Below are 21,319 nucleotides of genomic sequence, written 5' to 3' on the forward strand. Positions count from 1 at the left end.
AGCGAGCTTGCTCGCGAAAGCGGTGTGTCAGTCGCGGAAGATGTTGAATGTAAAACCGCCTTCGCGAGCAAGCTCGCTCCCACATTGGATTTTTCATCGTGCATAAAAAAGCCCCGACGGATCGGGGCTTTGGGGTCTTGCAAGCGACTTACTCGCCAATGGCAGCCTTGTAAGCGGCAGCGTCGAGCAGCTTGTCCAGCTCAGCTTTGTCGCTCGGCTGGAGCTTGAAGATCCACGCGCCGTACGGGTCGGAGTTCAGCAGCTCCGGCGAGGCGCCCAGCTCTTCGTTGATCGCGATGACTTCACCGCTGATCGGCGAATAGATGTCGGACGCGGCCTTCACCGACTCGACCACGCCTGCCTGATCTTCAGCAGCGAAAACCTTGCCTACTTCGGTCAGTTCGACGAACACCACATCACCCAGCGCTTCCTGCGCGTGATCGCTGATGCCCACGGTGACGGTGCCGTCGGCTTCCAGACGGGCCCATTCATGACTTTCGGCAAAACGCAGGTCGGCAGGGATATCGCTCATCTTCGGTGTCCTCAAGAAATTGTCAGCGGTCATGCCCGCCGGAAAAGGTTAGATCAAAGTTTTGCCATGGCGCACGAAGGTCGGTTTGACCACTCGCACCGGGTACCACTTGCCACGGATTTCCACTTCGGCGCGGTCGGCCGTGGCCATCGGAACACGCGCCAGGGCAATCGATTTGCTTAGCGTAGGAGAGAAACTACCACTGGTGATCTCCCCTTCGCCAACATCGGCGATGCGAACCACCTGATGGGCGCGCAAAACACCGCGCTCTTCCAGCACCAGGCCGACCAGTTTGTGCGCGACGCCGGCGGCTTTTTCCGCTTCCAGCGCAGCACGGCCGATGAACTGGCGAGTGGCCGGTTCCCAGGCGATGCTCCAGGCCATGTTCGAGGCCAGTGGCGAAACGTCTTGATGAATGTCCTGACCGTAGAGGTTCATCCCGGCTTCCACCCGCAGGGTGTCGCGGGCACCGAGGCCAATCGGGGAAATACCGGCGCCGACCAAGTCGTTGAAGAACCCCGGCGCCTGATTGGCCGGCAGACAGATTTCCAGACCATCCTCGCCGGTATAACCGGTGCGAGCGATGAACCAGTCGCCGTCGGCGTAGCCTTCAAACGGTTTGAGGTGCTGAATCAGCGTGGCACGGGCCTGGGTCACCAGTTCGGCAATCTTGTGCCGGGCCTGCGGGCCTTGAATGGCGAGCATCGCCAGTTCGCAGCGTTCGTGCAGCTGCACGTCGTAATTGCCGCGCTGCGCGTTCATCCAGGCCAGATCCTGATCGCGTGTGGAGGCGTTGAACACCAGTCGATAAGCGTCGTCGAGGCGGTAGACGATCATGTCGTCGACGATGCCGCCGCGCTCGTTGAGCATGGTGCTGTACAACGCCCGGCCGGGGCGGTGCAGACGGTCGACATCATTGGCCAGCAAATGCTGCAGCCAGGCCTTGGCCTGGGCACCGGTGACGTCGATCACGGTCATGTGGGAAACATCGAACACCCCGCAATCGCGGCGCACTTCGTGGTGCTCCTCGACCTGCGAGCCGTAATGCAGTGGCATGTCCCAACCGCCAAAATCGACCATCTTCGCGCCGAGGGCGAGATGCAGGTCATACAGAGGCGTACGCTGTCCCATGGGTTTCTCCTTCCGGGCGTGGCGAAGGTGCGGACAGCCGCTGTACGGGGTGAAAGCCTTGAAATAGAAGGCTCTCAGCCGATTCCAGCGAACGGGTCTGTCAGACGAACCGCACCGAATGCCGCGCATTGTAGCCGCATGATTCAGGACTGACGACTAAGTGTTTCGGTGCGCCGAGCGGCGGATCAGTCCGATAACCGGCAATAAGCCGACCAGCACCAGCGTCAGCGCCGGCAAAGATGCCCGCGCCCATTCACCTTCACTGGTCATTTCAAAGATCCGCACCGCCAGCGTGTCCCAGCCAAACGGGCGCATCAGCAGGGTCGCGGGCATTTCCTTGAGCACATCGACGAACACCAGCAACGCCGCGCTCAACGTGCCGGGCAGCAACAGTGGCAGATACACTTTGAAAAACAGTCGCGGCCCACTGACACCCAGGCTACGTGCCGCTTCAGGCAAAGAGGGCCGTATACGCGCCAGACTGCTTTCCAGCGGACCGTACGCCACCGCGATAAAACGCACCAGATAAGCCATCAGCAACGCCGCCAGACTGCCGAGCAGTAACGGTTTACCCGCACCGCCGAGCCAGCCGGACAGCGGAATCACCAGCTCGCGATCCAGATAACTGAACGCCAGCATGATCGACACCGCCAGCACCGACCCCGGCAAGGCGTAACCGAGATTGGCCAGACCTACGCCGGCGTTGATCGCTCGAGTCGGTGCCAAGCGCCGGGCAAACGCCAGCAGCAAGGCAACGCTGACGGTGATCAGCGCCGCCATGCCGCCCAGATACAGCGTATGCAGGATCAGCCCGGCGTAGCGTTCATCCAGATCGAAACGGCCGCGTTGCCAGAACCAGACGATCAGTTGCAGCACCGGAATGACGAACGCACAGGCGAACACCAGTGCGCACCAGCTCATCGCCGCGAAGGCCTTGAATCCGCGCAGGTGGTACAGCGCTTTGACCCGTGGACGCTCGTTGCTCGCCCGGTTGGCGCCGCGCGCACGACGCTCGCCGTAGAGCACCAGCATCACCACCAGCAGCAACAGGCTGGCCAGTTGCGCCGCACTCGGCAGGCTGAAGAAGCCGTACCAGGTTTTGTAGATCGCGGTGGTGAAGGTGTCGAAGTTGAACACCGACACGGCGCCGAAATCGGCGAGGGTTTCCATCAGCGCCAGCGCCACGCCGGCGCCGATGGCCGGACGCGCCATCGGCAACGCCACCCGCCAGAAGGCTTGCCACGGTGATTGGCCGAGCACGCGCGCCGCTTCCATCAAACCCTTGCCCTGCGCGAGGAACGCGGTGCGCGCCAGAAGATAAACGTACGGGTAGAAGACCAGCACCAGCACGATGATCACCCCGCCGGTGGAGCGCACCCGTGGCAGCCGCAGGCCGCTACCGAACCATTCCCTGAGCAGTGTCTGCACCGGGCCGGCGAAGTCGAGCAGGCCGACGAAAACGAAGGCCAGCACGTACGCGGGGATGGCGAACGGCAACATCAGCGCCCAATCGAGCCAGCGCCGTCCGGGGAATTCGCAAAGGCTGGTGAGCCAGGCGAGGCTGACGCCGAGCAGCGTCACACCGACACCGACGCCGACGACCAGCGTCAGGGTGTTGCCGAGCAGGCGCGGCATCTGGGTTTGCCACAGGTGCGACCAGATTTGTTGGTCGATGGTCTGCCAGGACAGCAGCAGAACGCTCAGGGGTAACAGCACCAGCGCGGCGACGGCGAAGACGATGGGGTACCAGCGGCGTTGGGCGGGGTGGGCCACTTTTTGGACTCTGGAGGGATGTGAGTGTTCTTGGACTTGGTGTTTCAGGTCAGGACTGCTGCCCTCACCCTAGCCCTCTCCCAGAGGGAGAGGGGACTGACCGAGGTGCTTATGCAAGCTACATCGACCTGAAACATCGAGTCGAACTCAGGTTTCGAACACACTACAAGTCGGCTCCCTCTCCCTCCGAGAGAGGGCTGGGGTGAGGGCAGCGATCTAAAGTGAGCAGAGTTATCGGAAAAGCCTCAATTCCAACCCGCCCGATCCATCATCCGAATCGCTTCAGCCTGACGCTTGCCCGCCACTTCCACCGGCAAGGTATCAGCAATGAACTTGCCCCACGCCGCCACTTCTTCGGAAGGTGCCACCGCCGGGTTGGCCGGGAATTCCTGGTTCACGTCAGCAAAAATCTTCTGCGCCTCAGGCGTGGTCATCCATTCAACCAATGCCTTGGCCGCCTCCGGGTGTGGCGCATGCTTGGTCAAACCGATACCCGACAGGTTTACGTGAACGCCACGATCCGCCTGATTCGGCCAGAACAGTTTCACCGGCAGCTCCGGCTTCTGCTTGTGCAGGCGACCGTAGTAGTAAGTGTTGACGATGCCGACGTCGCACTGCCCGGCATTGATCGCTTCGAGCACCGCGACGTCATCGGAGAACACATCGGTGGACAGGTTGTTGACCCAGCCCTTGAGGATTTCCTCGGTCTTCGCCGCGCCGTGGACTTCGATCATGGTCGCGGTCAGCGACTGGTTGTAGACCTTCTTCGCCGTGCGCAGGCACAGGCGCCCTTCCCAGTTCTTGTCGGCCAGTGCTTCGTAGGTGGTCAGTTCGCCCGGCCTCACCCGTTCGGTGGAGTAGGCGATGGTCCGCGCGCGCAGGCTCAAACCAGTCCAGGCGTGGGTGGACGAGCGATATTGCAGAGGGATGTTGGCGTCGATGGTCTTCGAGGTGAACGGCTGGAGGATGCCCATCTGCTCGGCCTGCCAGAGGTTGCCGGCGTCAACGGTGAGCAGCAGGTCGGCGGTGGCGTTCTCACCTTCGGCCTTGATGCGTTGCATCAGCGGCGCTTCCTTGTCGGTGATGAACTTGATCTTCACCCCGGTCTTGGCGGTGTAGGCATCGAACACCGGCTTGATCAGTTCATCGATGCGCGACGAGTAAACCACCACCTCATCAGCGGCCTGGGCCGTGGTGCTACCGATCAGGGTCAGGGCCAGTGCGGTCAGAAGACGCTTGGGTGCCAACATGGGAGTGGTCTCTCGGTCGGAAAATGTGGGCCAAATGATAAGGACTCACATTTACCACCTCAATCGAACTCTTTTTGAAGGAGTTACCAGATGTTGCACAGCCTGAAATTTGTGGTGGCTGGTCTGGCCCCTTCGCGAGCAGGCTCGCTCCCACATTGGAATGCATTTCAAATGTGGGAGCGAGCCTGCTCGCGAAGAGGCCATCAGCCTTAGATGTCAGGCTTTGGCGAGGGCCGGAAGATCTCCGGTCAACCCGAGGGCTTCACGCACAAAAAGCGCTTTCGCCTCCGGCATCTGCTCCACCAGCTTCAACCCGGCATTCCTTAACCAGCGCACCGGCAACGGATCCGCCTGAAACAACCGCTCAAAGCCCTCCATCGCCGCCATCAACGCAAGGTTATGCGGCATGCGCCGACGCTCGTAACGGCTCAGCACCTTCACATCGGACAAACGCTCACCGCGCTCGGCTGCCTGCAACAGCACTTCAGCAAGCACCGCCGCATCGAGGAAACCGAGGTTCACGCCCTGCCCCGCCAATGGATGAATGGTGTGCGCCGCATCGCCGATCAGCGCCAGACCTTCGGCCACATAACGCTTGGCATGGCGCTGACGCAGCGGCACGCACAGTCGCGGATCGGCACTGATCACATCGCCGAGACGCCCCTCAAAGGCACGTTCCAGCTCCCGGCAGAAATCCGCTTCGTCCAGCGCCATCAAGCGCTCGGCTTCGCTCGGCGTGGTCGACCAGACGATCGAGCACCAATCCTGCTGGCCGTCACGCTCCAACGGCAGAAACGCCAGCGGCCCGTGATCGGTAAAGCGCTGCCACGCGGTCATCTGGTGCGGTTTGCTGCTGCGCACGCTGGTGACGATGGCGTGATGCAAGTAATCCCACTCACGCGTCGCCACACCGGTAAGGCGGCGCACTGCCGAGTTGGCACCGTCAGCGGCGATAACCAGCGGCGCACGCAATTGCCGGCCATCGGCCAAGGTCAGCAGCCAGTCATCGCCCGAACGGCGCATCTGTTCCAATCGAGCGTTGGCCAGCATGCCCAGATCGCAATCGTGCAAACGGTCGAGCAAGGCATCCTGCACCACACGGTTTTCGACGATGTGGCCGAGCACCTCGGCATGCACACTGCTCGCCGAGAAATGAATCTGCCCGGTGCCGCTGCCGTCCCACACATGCATGTCGGTGTACGGACTGCTGCGGCGTTTGGCGATGCCGTCCCAGACGCCAAGGCGTTCGAGAATGCGCTGGCTGGCTGCCGACAAGGCGCTCACCCGCGGTTCAAACGCGGCTTCGACGTCGAACGGTTTGACGCTCAGCGGGCTGCCGTCGAGCAGCAGGACTTCCAGCCCGCTGTCCTGCAACGCCAGCGCCAGGGCGCTGCCGACCATTCCGGCTCCGACAATCAGCAGATCTGCGCGCATTTCCATGCTTTAAGCCTGTCTCGCTTGCGGCTTGAGCCGCACGTAAAGGGTTTTACCGACCCGCGCCACCAGATTGCCGGCGCCGTCATGAATATCGACCTGCAACTGCGGCAGGTATTTCTCGCCAGTGGCGGTCTGCCGACGAACCTCGGCGAGCAAGGTCTCGTCGATAGTGAAGCGGGCGAACACCGGGCCTTTGCCCGGCGCAATGAAATCGATGTCGGCGGCTTTGTCCCACACAATGTACTTCGAACCGAGGTTTTCCATGAGCATCAGCATGAAGAACGGATCGACCATCGAATACAGGCTGCCGCCGAACTGGGTGCCGACGTAGTTGCGGTTGTACCAGCCGAGGCCCATCGACACCTGAATGTCGCGAAAGTCATCACTGATGTGCCGCACGCGTACGCCGGCGCCGAGGTATGGCGGGTAAAACGTCATGATCCAGCGCATCAATCGCGCCTTGCCGAATTTAGCGGTCAACCACTTAAGCATCCGGGCGCGTTCCCAAACCCATGGCCTGACGCGCAAACCAGCGCTTGGCCGGTGGCAGCAGATCAAGACCAAGCAGGCCGATGTTACGGCCCAGCGAAACCAATGGCTGGGTGCTGCCGAACAGTCGCGTGACCTGATCGGAGAAACCGACGGTGAGATCCTGATCAAGACGTTGGCGCTCGCGATACGCCTGCAACGTGGCGAAGTCGCCCAGCGGTTTATCGCTGGTCAACAGCGCCGCCGCCAAAGCATCGGCATCCCGCAGCGACAGGTTGAAACCCTGCCCGGCTATCGGGTGCAAGCTATGCGCCGCATTGCCGAGAACGGCCAAATGCGAACGCACTTGTTCTTCGGCCTCGACCAACGTCAGCGGATACAAATGCCGCGCGCCGACCTGTTTCAGCGTGCCGAGGCGGTAACCGAACACGCCCTGCAACTCGCTGAGGAAATCGCGCTCGCTCAGATCGGCCAAGCGCTGCGCGTCCATGCCCAAACGGGTCCAGACCAAAGCGCAGCGGTTTTCCGGCAGCGGCAGCAGCGCCATCGGCCCTTCGTCGGTGAAACGCTCGAACGCCATGCCGTTGTGCGCTTCACTCGGGGTGATGTTGGCGATCAGCGCGCTCTGGTTGTACGGACGCTTGCGCACGTTGATGCCCAGTTGTTCGCGCAGCCCTGAGCGCCCGCCATCGGCGAGCACTGCAAGATCGCATTCCAGCGTGGTTTCATCGTTAAGGGTCAGGCGATAGCCTTCGGGCAGCGGTTCCATGCGCGTGACTTCTGCCGGGCAGCGCCAGCTGATCACCTCTTTATCGAGGTGCTGCCACAGGCACTGGCCGAGCCAGGCGTTTTCCACTACATAACCGAGCGCCGGCACGCCCTCTTCCATCGCCGACAAGCGCGCGGTAGAGAAGCGTCCACGGTCAGAGACGTGAATCTGTTTGATTGGCTCGGCGCGGCGGGAGATTTCCTGCCACACGCCCAAGCGTTGATAAATCTGCCGCGAGCCAAAGGACAACGCCGACGAACGTGCGTCGTAGCTCGGCTGCCAACTGTCGCCGGGGGCGAACGGTTCGATCAGGACGATTTTCCAGCCACGCGCCTTGGCCCCGGCCTGCAGGGCCAACGCCAGACTGGCGCCGACCAGACCGCCACCGATGATTGCCAGATTGACTCGACTCATGCCGCGTGTGTCCTTGCTTGCGCCATCAGCGCTTCGATTTCAGCGACGGTTTTCGGCACGCCGTGGGTGAGGATTTCACAACCGGTTTTGGTCACCACCACGTCATCCTCGATGCGCACGCCAATGCCGCGCCATTTCTTCGCGACGCTCTGATTGTCCGGGGCGATGTAGATGCCCGGTTCCACGGTCAGCGCCATGCCGACTTCCAGCACGCGCCATTCGCCGCCAACCTTGTACTCGCCGACATCGTGTACATCCATGCCCAGCCAGTGGCCGGCGCGGTGCATGTAAAACGCTTTATAGGCTTCGCTGGCGATCAACTCGTCGACCTCGCCTTGCAGCAAACCAAGCTCCACCAACCCGGTGGTGATCACTCGAACCGTGGCCTCGTGCGCCTGATTCCAGTGCTTGTTCGGGGCGATTTCGGCGAATGCGGCTTCCTGCGAGGCCAAGACCAATTCGTAGATCGCTTTCTGCTCCGGCGAAAACTTGCCATTGACCGGCCAGGTGCGGGTGATGTCGCTGGCGTAGCAGTCGATCTCGCAACCGGCGTCGATCAACACCAGATCGCCGTCCTTGAGCACCGCGTCATTCTGCTGGTAATGCAGGATGCAGCTGTTGCGCCCGGCGGCGACGATCGAACCATAAGCCGGCATTTTCGCCCCGCCCTTGCGGAATTCGTAGTCGAGTTCGGCTTCGAGGCTGTACTCGTGGAGCCCGGCCCGACTGGCCTGCATCGCGCGGATATGGGCTTGCGCCGAGATCCGTGCGGCTTCGCGCATCACCTTCACTTCTGCCGCCGATTTATACAGACGCATGTCGTGCAGCAGATGATCCAGGGCAACGAATTCGTTCGGCGGCTGAGCGCCGAGGTGCGCTTTAGAGCGGATCACGTTGATCCAGTCCATCAGGTGGCGGTCAAATTCGGGGTTGCTGCCCATCGCCGAATACACCCGGTCGCGGCCTTCGATCAGGCCCGGGAGGATGTCGTCGATGTCGGTAATCGGAAAGGCGTCGTCGGCACCGAAGTCGCGGATCGCGCCTTCCTGCCCTGCGCGCAGGCCGTCCCACAATTCGCGTTCGGCATTGCGCTCACGGCAGAACAGCACGTATTCGCCATGCTCACGGCCGGGCATCAAGACGATGACGGCTTGCGGCTCGGGAAACCCGCTGAGGTACTGGAAGTCGCTGTCCTGACGGTAGACGTGCTCGACGTCGCGGTTGCGGATGGCCACCGCGGCGGCGGGCAGAATCGCGATGCTGTTGGGTTCCATCTGCGCCATCAGGGCCTTGCGGCGACGGCTGTATTCCGCTTTCGGGATATGGGTCATGGGCAGATGGCTTTCCCTGGCACGCGATTAATGCAGCGACGGCTTGGCGGCTGGCGGCACGTCGGCTTTCTTGGTTTCCGAGAACAGCAGCAACGGCGCGACGCGCAGGTACTCCATGACTTCCATGTAGTCGGTCTCGCCGTCTTCGGATTCTTCCAGGGCGTCTTGCACCTGGGAAATGGCGGCCAGATCCTGCAGCACTTCGGTGGCTTCAGTGCTGAGCATGCTGCTGTCGCGGCAGTTCAGGCCAAAACCGCTGAGGAAGCCCTGGCACCACTCGCCCAGTGCAGCGGCGCGGTCGGCCAGTGGCGCGTCATCGGTCGGCAGCAGCAGAACGACGGTAACATCGTCGCCGGTCAGTTCGCCTTTGACCATCTCTTGCAGGCCGATCAGGGCGTTGCGGACGTTGTCCTGGATGCCGCCTTCGAGCAGTTCGGCGGCGTCGATCAGCCAGCCTTCGTTATCGAAGCCGGCACCGGCGCAGCTGCGTCCGAGCAGCACGCCATGCAGTTCGGCAGGCGAGACGTTGTGGCCGCTGGTAGTCAGCAGGGTGGCAAAGGCTTGGTACGGGGAATTCGCAATGGTCATGGGCAGCTAGGCGCCAGACGGCGCTATGTCTAGAATGAAGGCCTTGTATCCTACATCGACAGACTCGCCAAGACTATTAAAGGCTGTCCGCCAGCTATCCCATCAGACAGACTCCGACCCAGTGGACACAATGGAAGACACCGACCTGCAAGCGCTGATGGCCAGACTCGAACTGCTGATTACCCGAGTCGAGCAACTTAAGAGTCAAAACGCACTCTTATTAGCTCAGGAAAAGACCTGGCGCGAGGAACGCGCTCACCTCATTGAAAAAAACGAAATCGCCCGGCGTAAGGTCGAATCGATGATTTCGCGCCTCAAGGCCCTGGAGCAAGACTCATGAGTTCAAGCAATAGCGTTACCGTGCAGATCCTCGATAAAGAGTATTCGATCATCTGCCCGCAGGAAGAACGCAGCAATCTGGTCAGCGCCGCGCGCTACCTGGATGGCAAGATGCGCGAGATCCGCAGCAGCGGCAAAGTCATCGGCGCCGATCGGATTGCCGTGATGGCCGCGCTGAACATCACCCACGACCTCTTGCACAAAGAAGAGCGCCCGGACATTCAGGCCAGCGGTTCGACCCGTGAACAGGTACGCGACTTGCTCGATCGTGTCGATCTGGTCCTCGCCGACGATCAGAACACCACCAAGGGCTGATTCGACTGGCCGCTTGCGGTATACTCGCGGCACTCCCTGGGGTGCTTGCCAGTTGACGATGTCCCTGAGCCGATTCGCACTACCCTGGAAGTTGCACGTTGGGCTGGTGTGCATGTCCGCTAGACGGAAAGCCTTAAAGTCTACTGCATCTTCCACCTTGAACTTTCGGGTTCAAGGGCTAAGTTGACAGCGGTTCATCCGGGGAGCCTGATTCGAATCCGATGTCGGTGAAAACCGCCATCGGATTTTTTATGCGTACGTTTTTGCACCCATCCTGCCGAAGCCGAACCATGACCGAACCCGCGCTGCTGCCCCGCCCGCAACTCCGCCGCCTGCTGCGCAAGGCGCGCCGTGCACTCACGCCGGGCGAGCAACGCCAGGCTGCCAAAGGCCTGTTCCGGCAATTGGCCCAAGACCCGCACTTTCGTCGGGCAAAACACATTTCCCTGTACCTGCCCACCGACGGTGAAATCGATCCGCGCCTGCTGCTGCGGGAAGCGCAGCGCCGTGGCAAGGCCACGTACTTGCCGGTGCTCAGCGCCTGGCCGCGAACCAAAATGGTTTTCCAGCGGATTCGTCCCGGCGAGCAACTCAAACCCAATCGCTTCCGCATTCTTGAGCCGCGGGCCAATCTGGCTCGGCAGCGCAAAATCTGGACATTGGATTTAGTGTTATTGCCGCTGGTGGGATTCGACGATGTCGGCGGACGTCTGGGGATGGGCGGCGGTTTTTACGATCGCAGCCTGGCGTATCTGGCCCGCCGCCAGAATTGGCGCAAGCCGACGCTACTGGGCCTGGCCCATGAATGTCAGAAGGTCGAACGGTTGGCGCAAGCCAGCTGGGATGTACCGTTACAAGGCACGGTCACCGACAAGGCGTGGTATTTCGCGGGATAGGACGCCGCACAGAACAGCGGCGTCGAAAAAGCAGTTTCAGCGTTTGAACGCGGTCGACTGTTGCACCTGTTGCGCGACTTCAATCGGCGCGTCGGCCTTGTTCGACCACAGGCTCTGCGCATAACCGGTGGTCACGACGCCCAAGCCAAACAAAATTACCAAAGTCCATAGTAGATCCGGTTTGCGTTTCATCGATTGCCCCCCTCAAGGCACATCATCACGATGACAGCAGCGGTTTCCGTTCGTAGGCCGTGCAGCAGCGTCAAGCTTTAAAGGCCGGCATTTTGCGACAACGTGAACCTGCGCGCAAACGCTGACGTCAACCGACTGTCGGTTTGTCATAAAATTGCCTGACAACCTGCCCAATGACCGTTTCAGGAGCAAAAAACCATGGCCTATTGGCTGATGAAGTCCGAGCCCGACGAACTCTCGATCAAAGGTCTGGAAAAGCTTGGCAAAGCCCGCTGGGATGGGGTTCGCAACTATCAGGCGCGTAACTTCCTGCGGGCAATGGCGGTGGGCGATGAGTTCTTTTTCTACCATTCCAGCTGCCCGGAGCCGGGAATTGCCGGCATCGGAAAAATTATCCAGGCGGCGTACCCGGATCCCACCGCATTGGAGCCGGAGAGTCATTACTTCGACCCGAAGGCAACGCCGAAGAAAAATGCCTGGAGTGCGATTGATGTAGCGCACGTCGAAACGTTTGCGCGGGTGTTGAAGCTGGACTATCTGAAGCAGCAGACGGCGCTGGCCGAGATGCCGTTGGTGCAGAAGGGCTCGCGGTTGTCGGTGATGCCGGTGACACCCGAGCAATGGGCGGCGGTGATCGCGCTCAAACCCTGAATTATCCTTGGCCTGACAAGATGCCTTCGCGAGCAGGCTCGCTCCCACAGGGATCTTCGGTGGATGCAAAAATGTGCATCACTACAAATCCACTGTGGGAGCGAGCCTGCTCGCGATGAGGCCCGCCCGGACAACGAATGTCTTACTGAATGATCAGGTTGTTGAACAACAGATCTTCAACCACCGGCTTGCCGGTCTCGTCATTCATCACTTGCTGGGTCTGCTTCAAGGCTTCCTGACGCAGCTTCTCTTTACCTTCGATGCTGCCCATCGCCTCGGTCGTCTGCTGAGTGAACAGCGCCACCAGTTGATTGCGGATAAGCGGCTCGTTGGCCTTGACCAGTTTGGCGGCTTCATCGCCCGTCACGCGCAGCGCCACGTCGGCCTTGTAGACCTTGAGCTTCGGCGTGCCGTCCAGCCCGTAATTACCCACAAACGGCGGGCTCAGGCTGATGTAGCTGACCTTCGGCGCTTCGCCTTCTTTGGCTTCTTCGGCCAGCGCTGCCACAGGCAGAGACAGGGCCAGCAACAACATGATCCACGCTTTCACAATTCGCTCCTTATCCGGTTTGCGGCCTAGCATAACGACCCGCCGCGCAAGCACAAGCTTATGGCTGACTATCAGGGCCGGGCATGCTCGTTGACCCGTTGACTGACACACCTACACTTATCGGCCATCACTCCCAAAGGAATAGCCCTGATGAAAGCCGTGCTGTGCAAAGCCTTCGGCCCTGCCGAATCGCTGGTACTGGAAGACGTCGCCAGTCCTGTCGTCAAGAAGAACGAAATCCTGCTGGACGTGCACGCCGCCGGGGTCAACTTCCCGGACACGCTGATCATCGAGGGCAAGTACCAGTTCAAGCCGCCCTTCCCGTTCTCGCCGGGTGGCGAAGCGGCTGGCGTGGTTCGCGAAGTCGGCGAAAAGGTCAGCCATCTCAAGGTCGGCGACCGGGTCATGGCCCTGACCGGCTGGGGCAGCTTCGCCGAACAGGTTGCGGTGCCGGGCTACAACGTCCTGCCGATTCCGCCGTCGATGGATTTCAACATCGCCGCCGCCTTCAGCATGACCTACGGCACGTCGATGCACGCGCTCAAGCAACGCGCCAACCTGCAACCGGGCGAAACCCTGCTGGTGCTCGGTGCGTCCGGCGGTGTCGGCCTGGCCGCCGTGGAGATCGGCAAAGCCATGGGCGCCCGGGTGATTGCTGCCGCCAGCAGCGCCGAGAAACTCGCAGTGGCCAAGGCTGCCGGCGCCGATGAATTGATCAACTACAGCGAAAACAACCTCAAGGACGAAATCAAGCGCCTCACCGACGGCCAGGGCGCTGATGTGATCTACGATCCGGTCGGCGGCGACCTGTTCGATCAAGCCATCCGCGCCATCGCCTGGAACGGCCGACTGCTGGTGGTCGGCTTCGCCAGCGGCCGGATTCCCGAGCTGCCGGTCAACCTCGCCCTGCTCAAAGGCGCAGCGGTACTCGGCGTGTTCTGGGGCTCCTTCGCCCAGCGCCAGCCGCAGGACAACGCGGCCAACTTCCAACAGTTGTTCGGCTGGTTTGCCGAAGGCAAGTTGAAACCGCTGGTGTCGCAGGTCTATCCGCTGAGCAATGCGGCGCAGGCGATCAATGATCTTGGGCAGCGCAAGGCGGTGGGCAAGGTGGTGGTGCAGGTACGCTGAGACGCTTCAACTACCGGGCGACGTCGCCGTGTCGCCCGGCATCAGATGTTCCTGAACCTTCGCGCTGCGCGCCTCATCCAACTGCCCCTTGTCATCGAAGCGCAAAACAATCAGCCAATCGTAAACATCCACCGGCCATTTCGGCTGGCCGATCAACGCCGGGCCATCACCACCGAAAGCGGCAATCAGTTTGTTGATGTGGCCGTGATGCCAGGCGATGAGTATGGTTTTCGCCTGATTGTTCTTGCGCAGTGAGCTGACCAGTTTGTCGACGTCGTTATTGGCGAACGGTTGTTCAATCGGCAGTTGCAGGCGTTGCGACAGTGGGATCAGCGTCTGACGCGGGCGGATGCTTTCCGGGCTGTCGGCGGTAGCGATCAGACGTTGGGGCGTGAGCGTCTGGCCATCCAGTTTCAACGGGGTGAAATACTCCGCGTAAGCGGCGGCACGTTGTTCGCCACGAGCATTGAGCTCACGGCCTACCTCGGGCTTTTCCGCGTGACGGACGATCAGCACAGTGACATTGCGTAACCCCGGCGCCGCCGAGTCTTGCGCGAAACTCAGCGCCAGCACGGAAACAGTGAGCGCTACCGCTACCAGCAATCTGGGCAGCAATCTGCGAACTTTCAGGACCATTATTTTTCTCGGCGATCAGTCGGTCTATTGATCGCGAGTCTAAAACACAACGTCCCGGCCGCCACAAAAACGCCCTGTTCTTACAGCTGAGCGACAGGTTCGTAAAGGAACGCGCGACTTCCAACATTTTCCGCTATTTGCTCGATGCGAACCGGTGCTATTTTCGGTAACGAAACTGTAACATTCGCATCCGCAGTCAAAACAAGAAATTTGGAGCTCTTGAATGTTTGCTTTCTTTCGACCTGCCGCACATCAGGCTCCATTGCCTGAAGAAAAAATAGACAGCACTTACCGACGCCTGCGCTGGCAGATCTTCGCCGGTATTTTCTTTGGCTACGCGGGTTATTACCTGCTGCGCAAAAACTTTTCCCTGGCCATGCCGTACCTGATCGACGAAGGCTACAGCCGCGGTGATCTGGGCCTGGCGATGTCGGCGATTGCCATCGCCTACGGCCTGTCGAAATTCCTCATGGGCCTGGTGTCCGACCGTTCCAACCCGCGTTACTTCCTGCCGTTCGGCCTGTTGGTCTCGGCCGGGGTGATGTTCATTTTCGGTTTCGCGCCTTGGGCGACGTCCAGCGTGACCATGATGTTCATCCTGCTGTTTATCAACGGCTGGGCTCAGGGCATGGGTTGGCCGCCGAGTGGCCGGACCATGGTGCACTGGTGGTCGCAGAAGGAACGCGGCGGCGTGGTGTCCGTGTGGAACGTGGCGCATAACGTCGGTGGCGGTCTGATCGGCCCGCTGTTCCTGCTCGGCATGGGTCTGTTCAACGACTGGCACGCAGCGTTCTATGTACCGGCAGCCGTGGCGCTGGGCGTGGCCGTGTTCGCGTTCATCACCATGCGTGACACCCCGCAATCGGTTGGCCTGCCGCCGATCGAGAAGTACAAGAACGATTACCCGGAAGGCTACGACGCCAGCCACGAAGACGAATTCAGCGCGAAAGAGATCTTCGTCAAATACGTGCTGCGTAACAAAATGCTCTGGTACATCGCCATGGCCAACGTCTTCGTCTACCTGCTGCGTTACGGCGTGCTGGACTGGGCACCGACCTACCTGAAGGAAGCCAAGGGTTTCACCGTGGATAAAACCTCGTGGGCCTATTTCTTCTACGAGTGGGCGGGTATTCCGGGCACGCTGCTGTGCGGCTGGATGTCGGACAAGATCTTCCGTGGCAACCGCGGCCTGACCGGCATGGTGTTCATGGCACTGGTGACCGTGGCAACTCTGGTTTACTGGCTGAACCCGGCCGGCAACCCGACCGTCGACATGATCGCGCTGTTCTCGATCGGCTTCCTGATCTACGGCCCGGTGATGCTGATCGGCCTGCAGGCGCTGGAACTGGCACCGAAGAAAGCCGCCGGCACCGCTGCCGGATTCACCGGTCTGTTCGGTTATCTGGGTGGCTCGGTCGCGGCCAGTGCCGCGATGGGCTACACCGTGGACCATTTCGGCTGGGATGGCGGCTTCGTGCTGCTGGTGGGCGCTTGCCTGCTGTCGATGGCCTTCCTTGCACCGACGCTGTGGCACAAGCAAGTCGCCAGTCAGAGCCGTGAAGCAGTCGCTTGATCGACCTGTGACTGACAGCGCTTGAGCCGCGCCTCCAGATTGCGGTCTGGCATGGCGTGGCTGCGCAGGGCGTTTGCGGTCTGCTCGACATAATCGCGAGTGGTACCGTAACGCCCGCTGGCGCTTTCGAACACCTGGCTCAGCACATGATCCGGCAAGTTGCCGGCATAGCTGGGCAGGTGTCGCTCCAATACAAATCCCAAGGCCTGCACTTGGCTACCGTCGGCGAGACGGCAGTTGAGCCAGTGTGGTCGATAGGATGGCACCGGCATCTCGCGTTTCCACAAGGCATACAACGCCGCATCAAGATTGTCTTCCGGCAAGCGATAGGCGAAGCCGCTGCATGAACCGCCGCGATCCAGACCAAACACCAGACCGGGCATTTCCGGCGTACCACGATGTTCGTGCGACCATAGGTACAAGCCGCGATGGTAGCCATGAACGCGTCCACGCACGCGCTCCACCGCCGAACATTCCGGCCGCCAGATCAGCGAACCGTAGGCGAACAGCCACACCGGCCCGCCCTTGTGGCGCGCCATGGTCGATTGCATGGAAGCGAGAAGTTGTTCGTGCGTCAGCTGCGGCCCAAGATCGAGCCGCGGAGGGTAATTCAGATTCAGAAAAGCGTTTTCAATGGCGCTCATGGCGAATAGCGTTCAGCTCCCCGCGGGTAAAGAATTACTTAATAGAACGCACCGCTGTAACAATAAGGCACATATGTTTTAAGGCAATTTGAGTGCCATGGCACCGTTCTTAATTGATTGCCTGTTTGATATATAACCTAGCGGTATTTATGCAATTACATAAATACCGATCGGCTATATAGAGAGTTATAACGAATCAAGAGCGCGGGGCGTAGGCAAACACGTCGGCACGCATTTGATGGGCGTCCATCCCGGCTTCGACCAAGGCGTCGAGTGTGCCGTAGACCATCGCCGGCGAGCCGCTGGCGTAGACGTGCAGCGGTTTCAGGTCAGGGAAGTCCTCACAGACTGCCTCGTGCAACATGCCGCAGCGCCCTTCCCAACCGCATTGATCGCTGACGACTTTGTGCAGGAACAGGTTGGGCAACTTCAGCCATTCGTCCCAGTGTTCGATTTCATAGAAATCTTCCGGACGGCGCACGCCCCAGTAAAGATGCACCGGGTGCTTGAAGCCGTTGGCGCGGCAGTGCTCGATCAGGGCGTGAATCTGGCCCATGCCGGTACCGGCGGCGACCAGTACCAACGGCCCGTCGGGCAATTCGGCCAGATGCGTGTCGCCGAACGGCAACTCGACGCGCACCATCGCGTTGCGTTGTAGCTGTTCGATCAGGCTCAGTGCACTGGCTTCGCGCGCCAGCACATGAATTTCCAGATCACGCCCGCCGTGCGGTGCCGAGGCCATGGAGAACGCCGATTTCTCGCCGTTCTCGCGCTCGATCATCAAATACTGCCCGGCGTGATAGCGCGGTGGCTTGCCGGCCGGCGCACGCAGACGCACGCGCCAGGTGTCGCCACCCACATCGCGGCATTCGATGACCTGACACGACAGGCTGCGCACCGGCAGTTCTCCCAATGCGAGCACGCCATCCCACAGCAGGATGCAGTCTTCCAGCGGCTCGGCTATGCAAGTGTAGAACTCGCCGTGGTCATGCACCTTGCCGGCCTGCTCGACGCGGCCTTCGACCAGCAGCGCCGCACACACGTGACAGTTGCCATTGCGGCAGCTTTGCGGGCATTCGTAGCCCAGGCGCCGCGCACCATCGAGAATCCGCTCACCGGGCTGTATCTCAAGCACTGCTCCGGAGGGCTGCAGGGTTACACGCATCAATCTATTCCTAACTGATTCCAGATGGCATCGATCCGTTGGGTGACGGCGTCGTCCTTGACGATCACGCGACCCCACTCGCGAGTGGTTTCGCCCGGCCACTTGTGGGTGGCATCGAGGCCCATTTTTGAACCCAGGCCGGAGATCGGCGAGGCGAAGTCGAGGTAGTCGATCGGCGTGTTATCGATCATCACCGTGTCGCGCTTGGGGTCCATGCGCGTGGTGATGGCCCAGATCACGTCGTTCCAGTCGCGGGCGTTGATATCGTCGTCGGTGACGATAACGAACTTGGTGTACATGAACTGTCGCAAAAACGACCAGACACCCAGCATCACGCGCTTGGCATGCCCCGGATACGACTTCTTCATGGTCACGATGGCCATGCGGTACGAGCAGCCTTCCGGCGGCAGGTAGAAGTCAGTGATTTCCGGGAACTGCTTCTGCAGGATCGGCACGAACACTTCGTTCAGCGCCACGCCGAGAATCGCCGGCTCATCCGGCGGACGGCCGGTGTAGGTGCTGTGGTAGATCGGTTTGATCCGGTGGGTGATGCGTTCGACGGTGAACACCGGGAAGCTGTCGACTTCGTTGTAGTAACCGGTGTGGTCGCCATACGGGCCTTCATCGGCCATCTCGCCCGGATGAATCACGCCTTCAAGGATGATTTCGGCGGTGGCCGGCACCTGCAGGTCGTTGCCACGGCACTTGACCAGCTCGGTGCGGTTACCGCGCAAGAGCCCTGCGAAAGCGTATTCGGAAAGACTGTCCGGCACCGGCGTCACGGCGCCAAGGATGGTCGCCGGATCTGCGCCCAGAGCCACGGACACCGGGAACGGCTGGCCCGGGTGCTTCTCGCACCACTCGCGATAATCCAGCGCGCCGCCACGGTGGCTGAGCCAGCGCATGATCACCTTGTTGCGGCCGATCACTTGCTGACGGTAGATACCGAGGTTCTGGCGTTCTTTATTCGGGCCTTTGGTGACGGTCAGGCCCCAGGTGATCAACGGGCCGACATCGCCGGGCCAGCAAGTCTGCACCGGCAGCATCGCCAGATCGACGTCGTCACCTTCGATGACCACTTCCTGGCACACCGCGTCTTTGACGACCTTCGGCGCCATCGAGATGATCTTGCGGAAGATCGGCAGTTTCGACCACGCGTCCTTCAAGCCCTTCGGTGGCTCCGGTTCCTTGAGGAAGGCCAACAGCTTGCCGATTTCGCGCAGTTCGCTGACCGACTCGGCGCCCATGCCCATCGCCACCCGTTCAGGGGTGCCAAACAGGTTGCCGAGCACCGGGATGTCGTAGCCGGTGGGCTTTTCGAACAGCAACGCCGGGCCCTTGGCCCGCAGCGTGCGGTCGCACACCTCGGTCATTTCCAGCACCGGCGAGACGGGAATCTGGATGCGTTTCAACTCTCCGCGCTGCTCAAGCTGCTGCACGAAATCCCGAAGATCCTTGAATTTCATTGACGATGGCACCCTCAAAATAGGCGTACATCCTACCTGCTCTGACGGGCAAACAGCAGCCCGTCAGTGTCCGGCATCGCTCAATTGTGGCTCGTGCCCAGCAGGATCGGCGCAAACAACGCGCTCAGTCGGGCACTGCCGACATCGGAAAGATGGTCGGCATCCTTGTACTGCGAGTGGCCGTCGACATCGATGGCGCAGAGCCCTTCCTTGCACATCAGCGGCGTTGGATCGATGACGTGCACGCCAGAATCCGCGGCACTCATCGCGCCAAACAAATCACTGAAGAACCTCTGGCGCGCCAGATGCTCGTTGAGCGGGCGACCGAGGCCTTCAGCCGAGCGCCCGATGCGCGCCAGGCTAGTCAGGCGGTCGATGTAACTCTTGTGTTGCAGCGGCACCTCCTTGAACAGCCAGACTTGCACACCTGCCGCGCGCAGTTCAGCCACTTGAGCCTTGAGCCCTGCGGCCAGACGCTGTTCGGCTTGTGCCCTGTTGTCTTTGCGATCGAGCAGGAACTGTTTATCGCCGTCGCCATCTTCGCGACCATAAATGTACAGACTCCAGTTCGCCGCCAGGACCACGTCCTTGATCCCTCGCTCAAGCACCAGCGCCATGTTGCGCTTGTTGAAGTCTTTGCATTGCTGGCGTAGGTGCTCGTCGACAATCGGCGGGCACGCCGTCAGGCTGTACAACCAGACCGGCTGTGCATCGCGACCGGCAGTGCCTGCAATGGCCGGCAACAAGGCCGCGGTGTGACTGTCACCCCAGAACATCTTTGTCGGGGCGACCTCTTGATCGCTACCCACCCGACAGACCTTGTCCAGCGCCTTGTCCGTGCTCAACTGCATGCATTCGGTTTGCCCGGCTTTCCACTCCCGGGACTGCGCGTACTCCAGCGCTTTGCCGGTCAGACGCTGTGGAACACCGTCTGCCGAGCGAATCACCGAGCCGGTAATCGCCAGAACAGTGATCGAGACCAACCCACCGACCAACACCGAGTTACGGCTGGCAAACACACGTTTCTCACGAAAAGGCAGCTCGACATAGCGCAAGCTCAGCCAAGCCAGAGCCAACGCCAATGCCATCCAGCCGAGCGCCTCCAGCGGCTGGATGCCGTCGATGGAGATCGCGTTGGCATAGACGTAAACCGGCCAATGCCAAAGGTAAAGAGAATAGGAAAGCAGACCGATCCACACCAGCACCCGCAGGCTCAGCAGGCGCCCGGCCAACGTTGTGCCCTGTGCGCCTGACCAGATCAGTGCCGTTGTGCCCAGCACCGGCAATAGTGCCGCCCAGCCGGGAAACACCGTGGTCTTGTCGAAACTGAACACCGCCAACAACACCGCCGCCAACCCGGCGACGCCGACGGACTCACGCAACCACGGCCGCGCAACGTGTTTTGGCACAGGCATAACCGCCAACATGGCACCGCAGAGCAGCTCCCAGGCGCGGGTCGGTAGCGCGAAAAAAGCAAATTCCGGCCGGCGTTCGATGTAGACAATGTTCAAGCCGAACGACACCAGCAGCACGGCAAACAACATCCAGCGCCAATGACGGACGTAGCGCATCATCAGCACCATCATCAGCGGGAAGAAGATGTAGTACTGCTCCTCCACCGCCAGCGACCAGGTATGCAGCAACGGTTTGAGTTCCGAGGCAGGCTCGAAGTAGCCGTCTTCGCGCATGAACAGAATGTTGGAAATGAACAGCGACTGGTAACGAATCGTCCGCCCCAGCTCGGCGAGGTCTTTGGCGGTCAGCAACAACCAGCCTAATGCCAGCGTCACCACCACAACCACGGTCAACGCCGGCAGGATGCGCCGGGCGCGACGCCCCCAGAAGTCGAGGAAACTGAAGCGCTGGGCGCTGATTTCGCGGAACAGGATCGAAGTGATCAGGAAACCGGAAATGACGAAGAACACATCGACGCCGACAAAACCGCCGCTGAATGTAGTGAATCCGAAATGAAACAGTACGACGGGGATGACCGCCAGTGCCCGTAATCCGTCGATATCACGGCGATTGCCAAACGTGTGCATAACCTTTC

22 protein-coding genes and 1 other RNA gene are annotated in these 21,319 nt (G+C 60.7%); 7 read left to right on the plus strand and 16 right to left on the minus strand.

Features of this window, described 5'->3' with window-relative positions; translation table 11 throughout:
• Positions 1–148: 148 nt before the first annotated feature.
• From gcvH to A8O26_RS00795, 9 genes are all read right to left on the minus strand, one after another.
• Entirely contained in the window at positions 149–532 is a 384-nt protein-coding gene (gene gcvH / locus A8O26_RS00755; protein WP_064116346.1) for a glycine cleavage system protein GcvH, read from the minus strand.
• Between the two features lie 48 nt (positions 533–580).
• Positions 581–1,663 carry a glycine cleavage system aminomethyltransferase GcvT gene (gene gcvT / locus A8O26_RS00760; RefSeq protein WP_064116347.1) on the minus strand — a complete coding sequence of 361 codons (1,083 nt, stop codon included), beginning with the start codon at positions 1,661–1,663 and terminating at the stop codon, positions 581–583.
• 156 nt (positions 1,664–1,819) lie between these two features.
• Positions 1,820–3,436, minus strand: a complete 1,617-nt coding sequence (locus tag A8O26_RS00765) for an ABC transporter permease (protein WP_064116348.1) — start codon at positions 3,434–3,436, stop codon at positions 1,820–1,822.
• A gap of 245 nt (positions 3,437–3,681) precedes the next feature.
• Positions 3,682–4,686, minus strand: coding sequence for an extracellular solute-binding protein (locus A8O26_RS00770; protein WP_064116349.1), 1,005 nt, complete (start codon positions 4,684–4,686; stop codon positions 3,682–3,684).
• A gap of 216 nt (positions 4,687–4,902) precedes the next feature.
• The gene (locus A8O26_RS00775) at positions 4,903–6,120 is read right to left on the minus strand and encodes a 2-octaprenyl-3-methyl-6-methoxy-1,4-benzoquinol hydroxylase (protein WP_172828109.1); all 1,218 of its coding nucleotides are present in this window, start codon (positions 6,118–6,120) and stop codon (positions 4,903–4,905) included.
• Positions 6,121–6,129: 9 nt separating this feature from the next.
• Complete coding sequence (locus A8O26_RS00780) at positions 6,130–6,615, minus strand: DUF4442 domain-containing protein (protein ID WP_064116351.1); 486 nt, start codon at positions 6,613–6,615, stop codon at positions 6,130–6,132.
• Complete coding sequence (gene ubiH, locus A8O26_RS00785) at positions 6,608–7,795, minus strand: 2-octaprenyl-6-methoxyphenyl hydroxylase (RefSeq protein ID WP_064116352.1); 1,188 nt, start codon at positions 7,793–7,795, stop codon at positions 6,608–6,610. Before ubiH ends, A8O26_RS00780 begins: the two co-directional genes overlap by 8 nt.
• On the minus strand, positions 7,792–9,126 hold the full coding sequence (pepP, locus tag A8O26_RS00790) for a Xaa-Pro aminopeptidase (RefSeq protein ID WP_064116353.1): 1,335 nt from the start codon (positions 9,124–9,126) through the stop codon (positions 7,792–7,794). Before pepP ends, ubiH begins: the two co-directional genes overlap by 4 nt.
• 27 nt (positions 9,127–9,153) lie before the next feature.
• Complete coding sequence (locus tag A8O26_RS00795; RefSeq protein ID WP_064116354.1) at positions 9,154–9,714, minus strand: YecA family protein; 561 nt, start codon at positions 9,712–9,714, stop codon at positions 9,154–9,156.
• Positions 9,715–9,844: 130 nt separating this feature from the next.
• On the opposite strand from A8O26_RS00795, the gene A8O26_RS00800 reads away from it, so the two are divergent.
• From A8O26_RS00800 to A8O26_RS00815, 4 genes are all read left to right on the plus strand, one after another.
• Positions 9,845–10,054, plus strand: a complete 210-nt coding sequence (locus tag A8O26_RS00800) for a TIGR02449 family protein (RefSeq protein WP_007940359.1) — start codon at positions 9,845–9,847, stop codon at positions 10,052–10,054.
• Positions 10,051–10,368, plus strand: a complete 318-nt coding sequence (locus A8O26_RS00805; RefSeq protein ID WP_034151990.1) for a cell division protein ZapA — start codon at positions 10,051–10,053, stop codon at positions 10,366–10,368. The genes A8O26_RS00800 and A8O26_RS00805 overlap by 4 nt, the downstream gene beginning before the upstream one ends.
• Positions 10,369–10,398: 30 nt before the next feature.
• A non-coding RNA gene (gene ssrS / locus A8O26_RS00810) (6S RNA) lies at positions 10,399–10,577 on the plus strand.
• Between the two features lie 81 nt (positions 10,578–10,658).
• Positions 10,659–11,264: a 5-formyltetrahydrofolate cyclo-ligase gene (locus tag A8O26_RS00815; RefSeq protein WP_064116355.1), complete on the plus strand. Its 606-nt coding sequence runs from the start codon at positions 10,659–10,661 to the stop codon at positions 11,262–11,264.
• 36 nt (positions 11,265–11,300) lie between these two features.
• Here the strand turns inward: A8O26_RS00815 and A8O26_RS29910 are convergent, their stop codons facing one another.
• Positions 11,301–11,456 carry a hypothetical protein gene (locus A8O26_RS29910; RefSeq protein WP_016985917.1) on the minus strand — a complete coding sequence of 52 codons (156 nt, stop codon included), beginning with the start codon at positions 11,454–11,456 and terminating at the stop codon, positions 11,301–11,303.
• A 198-nt stretch (positions 11,457–11,654) separates the two neighbouring features.
• On the opposite strand from A8O26_RS29910, the gene A8O26_RS00820 reads away from it, so the two are divergent.
• Complete coding sequence (locus A8O26_RS00820) at positions 11,655–12,107, plus strand: EVE domain-containing protein (protein WP_064116356.1); 453 nt, start codon at positions 11,655–11,657, stop codon at positions 12,105–12,107.
• A 142-nt stretch (positions 12,108–12,249) separates the two neighbouring features.
• On the opposite strand, the gene A8O26_RS00825 is transcribed toward A8O26_RS00820, so the two are convergent.
• The gene (locus A8O26_RS00825; RefSeq protein ID WP_064116357.1) at positions 12,250–12,657 is read right to left on the minus strand and encodes a flagellar basal body-associated protein FliL; all 408 of its coding nucleotides are present in this window, start codon (positions 12,655–12,657) and stop codon (positions 12,250–12,252) included.
• 150 nt (positions 12,658–12,807) lie between these two features.
• On the opposite strand from A8O26_RS00825, the gene A8O26_RS00830 reads away from it, so the two are divergent.
• Complete coding sequence (locus A8O26_RS00830; protein ID WP_064116358.1) at positions 12,808–13,785, plus strand: NADPH:quinone oxidoreductase family protein; 978 nt, start codon at positions 12,808–12,810, stop codon at positions 13,783–13,785.
• 6 nt (positions 13,786–13,791) lie between these two features.
• Here A8O26_RS00830 and A8O26_RS00835 read toward each other — a convergent pair whose 3' ends face one another.
• Positions 13,792–14,421 (minus strand): hypothetical protein, encoded by a 630-nt coding sequence (locus tag A8O26_RS00835; protein ID WP_064116359.1) that lies wholly within the window; start codon positions 14,419–14,421, stop codon positions 13,792–13,794.
• A 223-nt stretch (positions 14,422–14,644) separates the two neighbouring features.
• Here A8O26_RS00835 and glpT point away from each other — a divergent pair, with 223 nt between their 5' ends.
• Positions 14,645–15,994, plus strand: a complete 1,350-nt coding sequence (glpT, locus tag A8O26_RS00840) for a glycerol-3-phosphate transporter (protein ID WP_007911178.1) — start codon at positions 14,645–14,647, stop codon at positions 15,992–15,994.
• Here glpT and A8O26_RS00845 read toward each other — a convergent pair.
• The 4 genes from A8O26_RS00845 to A8O26_RS00860 form a co-directional block, all read right to left on the minus strand.
• Positions 15,970–16,638 carry a gamma-glutamylcyclotransferase gene (locus A8O26_RS00845; RefSeq protein ID WP_064116360.1) on the minus strand — a complete coding sequence of 223 codons (669 nt, stop codon included), beginning with the start codon at positions 16,636–16,638 and terminating at the stop codon, positions 15,970–15,972. The genes glpT and A8O26_RS00845 overlap by 25 nt on opposite strands.
• 196 nt (positions 16,639–16,834) lie before the next feature.
• Positions 16,835–17,803: a CDP-6-deoxy-delta-3,4-glucoseen reductase gene (locus A8O26_RS00850; protein ID WP_053124901.1), complete on the minus strand. Its 969-nt coding sequence runs from the start codon at positions 17,801–17,803 to the stop codon at positions 16,835–16,837.
• Positions 17,803–19,269 (minus strand): 4-hydroxy-3-polyprenylbenzoate decarboxylase, encoded by a 1,467-nt coding sequence (gene ubiD, locus A8O26_RS00855; RefSeq protein ID WP_034151998.1) that lies wholly within the window; start codon positions 19,267–19,269, stop codon positions 17,803–17,805. The genes A8O26_RS00850 and ubiD overlap by 1 nt, the downstream gene beginning before the upstream one ends.
• An 80-nt stretch (positions 19,270–19,349) precedes the next feature.
• Positions 19,350–21,311 carry an acyltransferase family protein gene (locus tag A8O26_RS00860; protein WP_064116361.1) on the minus strand — a complete coding sequence of 654 codons (1,962 nt, stop codon included), beginning with the start codon at positions 21,309–21,311 and terminating at the stop codon, positions 19,350–19,352.
• Positions 21,312–21,319: the final 8 nt, after the last annotated feature.

It is taken from the genome of Pseudomonas fluorescens (assembly GCF_001648775.1).
GTDB classification, from domain to species: domain Bacteria; phylum Pseudomonadota; class Gammaproteobacteria; order Pseudomonadales; family Pseudomonadaceae; genus Aquipseudomonas; species Aquipseudomonas fluorescens_M.

Bases quoted from the DNA above. Each gene is read 5' to 3' on its own strand.
- glpT (WP_007911178.1), top strand. From the start codon at position 14,645: ATGTTTGCTTTCTTTCGACCTGCCGCACATCAGGCTCCATTGCCTGAA.
- ubiD (WP_034151998.1), bottom strand. From the start codon at position 19,269: ATGAAATTCAAGGATCTTCGGGATTTCGTGCAGCAGCTTGAGCAGCGC.
- gcvH (WP_064116346.1), bottom strand. From the start codon at position 532: ATGAGCGATATCCCTGCCGACCTGCGTTTTGCCGAAAGTCATGAATGG.
- A8O26_RS00795 (WP_064116354.1), bottom strand. From the start codon at position 9,714: ATGACCATTGCGAATTCCCCGTACCAAGCCTTTGCCACCCTGCTGACT.
- A8O26_RS00850 (WP_053124901.1), bottom strand. From the start codon at position 17,803: ATGCGTGTAACCCTGCAGCCCTCCGGAGCAGTGCTTGAGATACAGCCC.
- A8O26_RS00780 (WP_064116351.1), bottom strand. From the start codon at position 6,615: ATGCTTAAGTGGTTGACCGCTAAATTCGGCAAGGCGCGATTGATGCGC.
- A8O26_RS00805 (WP_034151990.1), top strand. From the start codon at position 10,051: ATGAGTTCAAGCAATAGCGTTACCGTGCAGATCCTCGATAAAGAGTAT.
- A8O26_RS00770 (WP_064116349.1), bottom strand. From the start codon at position 4,686: ATGTTGGCACCCAAGCGTCTTCTGACCGCACTGGCCCTGACCCTGATC.
- A8O26_RS29910 (WP_016985917.1), bottom strand. From the start codon at position 11,456: ATGAAACGCAAACCGGATCTACTATGGACTTTGGTAATTTTGTTTGGC.
- A8O26_RS00860 (WP_064116361.1), bottom strand. From the start codon at position 21,311: ATGCACACGTTTGGCAATCGCCGTGATATCGACGGATTACGGGCACTG.
- pepP (WP_064116353.1), bottom strand. From the start codon at position 9,126: ATGACCCATATCCCGAAAGCGGAATACAGCCGTCGCCGCAAGGCCCTG.
- A8O26_RS00835 (WP_064116359.1), bottom strand. From the start codon at position 14,421: ATGGTCCTGAAAGTTCGCAGATTGCTGCCCAGATTGCTGGTAGCGGTA.
- A8O26_RS00815 (WP_064116355.1), top strand. From the start codon at position 10,659: ATGACCGAACCCGCGCTGCTGCCCCGCCCGCAACTCCGCCGCCTGCTG.
- A8O26_RS00800 (WP_007940359.1), top strand. From the start codon at position 9,845: ATGGAAGACACCGACCTGCAAGCGCTGATGGCCAGACTCGAACTGCTG.
- A8O26_RS00830 (WP_064116358.1), top strand. From the start codon at position 12,808: ATGAAAGCCGTGCTGTGCAAAGCCTTCGGCCCTGCCGAATCGCTGGTA.
- A8O26_RS00820 (WP_064116356.1), top strand. From the start codon at position 11,655: ATGGCCTATTGGCTGATGAAGTCCGAGCCCGACGAACTCTCGATCAAA.
- A8O26_RS00845 (WP_064116360.1), bottom strand. From the start codon at position 16,638: ATGAGCGCCATTGAAAACGCTTTTCTGAATCTGAATTACCCTCCGCGG.
- ubiH (WP_064116352.1), bottom strand. From the start codon at position 7,795: ATGAGTCGAGTCAATCTGGCAATCATCGGTGGCGGTCTGGTCGGCGCC.
- A8O26_RS00775 (WP_172828109.1), bottom strand. From the start codon at position 6,120: ATGCGCGCAGATCTGCTGATTGTCGGAGCCGGAATGGTCGGCAGCGCC.
- gcvT (WP_064116347.1), bottom strand. From the start codon at position 1,663: ATGGGACAGCGTACGCCTCTGTATGACCTGCATCTCGCCCTCGGCGCG.